Genomic DNA, 1,641 nt, shown 5'->3' with positions numbered 1-1,641 from the left:
AAAACTAACTCGCTTACAAGCGAATTTTGTGCGAATAGGAAAGGAGTTATTGCGTTAATTTGAGCAAAAGTGGGGTAAATTCACAGCCTGACGTTCCCGCGCTAAAAGAAGTTGCGGAAATGGTAGCAGAGTTCTTTCCGCTAAGATAGAGTTTCTTGGTAAACTAAATGTTCCGGGTATGATAAACCAGCAATTTATTTTAGCGTGTGTTGTGCGATCGTGCTTACTCCAAATCAATGATGATAGAAATGTTTTCTTTTATTTTTTGAATTAAATCAGAGGGCAATATTCCGACTTTCTTAATTAATCTTTTATTATCAATAGCTCTAATCTGATCGATCATAATATCACAATTCTCATGTAAATTAGCCATTCCTTTTTTCAGATGAACTCTTAAAATATCAGAATCATTTTCGACATTTGTAGTTATTGGACAAACGACTGTTGATGGATGAGGAATTTTATTCAACAAATTTGTTTGCACAATTAAAACAGGTCTCGTTTTTCCTGGTTCAGTTCCTATCTGTGGATTTAAATCTGCAATCCATATTTCAAATTGGTTAATCTGCATAATCAAGTTTTTCGAAATCTTTTAAAATGTTCATAGATTCTTTCTTCAGTAGAGCAGATTCTGTTTTTAGCTTTTTCTCTGTAATTTGTCGTTTTTGGACTTTATTATAATGTTCGATTGCCTCGTTAATATACCTATTTCTTGGAATGCGAATTCCTGAAAGAATATTTTCTGTTTCTACAAATATGGAATCATCGATTTTTAATGATATAGTTTTCATAATTAAATTTTAATATTACAAAGGTATATCTTTTTAGTATATATTAATCGTGTTATGTAATGTTTTTTCGCATGTCGCACAACGTCAGTCTGTGAAAAAACTACCGTTTTATTTGCATCAAATATAGTATTTAATTTTGGATATTAGCGAGAAAATTTGTACATTTAAAGATGCAACATATATCCGGAACATCGCGTGAACAGTTACAAATAAGCAGTTTAGAAGATAAAATCGATGTGGATAATCCAATTCGATTTATCGATGCTTTTGTAGAGCATATCTCACTTGAAGCACTTGGTTTGACAGTACAAACTATAAAATCTGAAGGTCGTCCCAGTTTTGACACTAAGCTGTTTCTTAAAATCTATTTATACGGGTACCTAAATGGACTTAGAAGTTCTAGAAAGTTAGAAAAAGAGTGCGTCCGCAATATTGAATTACAATGGCTCTTAGAAGATATCTGCCCGAATTACCATAGCATTTCCTCCCGATATCGATCGGGATTAGAAAGCAGAACCCAGCTGGGCTTAGAAAACTCTTCAAACTCTTTGTTTCTTTTTTGAAAGATGCCGACCTAGTTGCTGGTGAAACCATTGCCATTGACGGTACAAAAAGTAGAGCGCACAACAGTAAGAAAGCTAATTTTAACCAAAAGAAAATTGACAAACACTTGGCTTATATTGAAGAACGAACCCAAGAATATCTCACAGAATTAGAAACAAATGATGTAAAAGACAACACAGTGACCGTTACTGAAATCCAAGAAAAAATAGCGCGTTTAAAGAAAAACAAAATCCGCTATGAATTACTGGAAGAAAAATTAAAGGCCAGTGGTGATACGCAAATTAGT

Annotated in this window: 3 protein-coding genes and 1 pseudogene; 2 read left to right on the top strand and 2 right to left on the bottom strand. The window is 33.3% G+C overall.

Annotated features, from left to right (window positions below; all coding sequences use genetic code 11):
• Positions 1 to 223: 223 nt before the first annotated feature.
• Positions 224 to 571, bottom strand: a complete 348-nt coding sequence (locus RCH18_RS16060) for a type II toxin-antitoxin system PemK/MazF family toxin (protein WP_326937786.1) — start codon at positions 569 to 571, stop codon at positions 224 to 226.
• Entirely contained in the window at positions 561 to 791 is a 231-nt protein-coding gene (locus RCH18_RS16055) for a hypothetical protein (RefSeq protein ID WP_326937785.1), read from the bottom strand. Before RCH18_RS16055 ends, RCH18_RS16060 begins: the two co-directional genes overlap by 11 nt.
• A 170-nt stretch (positions 792 to 961) precedes the next feature.
• Here RCH18_RS16055 and RCH18_RS16050 point away from each other — a divergent pair, with 170 nt between their 5' ends.
• Both RCH18_RS16050 and RCH18_RS16045 read left to right on the top strand, forming a co-directional pair.
• Complete coding sequence (locus RCH18_RS16050; protein WP_326937784.1) at positions 962 to 1,354, top strand: transposase; 393 nt, start codon at positions 962 to 964, stop codon at positions 1,352 to 1,354.
• Positions 1,351 to 1,641, top strand: a pseudogene (locus RCH18_RS16045) (IS1182 family transposase); the annotation flags it as partial. The gene RCH18_RS16050 and the pseudogene RCH18_RS16045, both read left to right, overlap by 4 nt.

Source organism: Flavobacterium sp. PL11 (genome assembly GCF_035985025.1).
Taxonomy (GTDB): Bacteria; Bacteroidota; Bacteroidia; order Flavobacteriales; family Flavobacteriaceae; genus Flavobacterium.
The sequence above is the reverse complement of the archived record's forward strand: the minus strand, read 5'-3'. Positions and strand labels throughout refer to the sequence as shown.

Excerpts from the sequence above, each read along its gene's own strand:
- RCH18_RS16050 (WP_326937784.1), top strand. The coding sequence starts at position 962 with ATGCAACATATATCCGGAACATCGCGTGAACAGTTACAAATAAGCAGT.
- RCH18_RS16060 (WP_326937786.1), bottom strand. The coding sequence starts at position 571 with ATGCAGATTAACCAATTTGAAATATGGATTGCAGATTTAAATCCACAG.
- RCH18_RS16055 (WP_326937785.1), bottom strand. The coding sequence starts at position 791 with ATGAAAACTATATCATTAAAAATCGATGATTCCATATTTGTAGAAACA.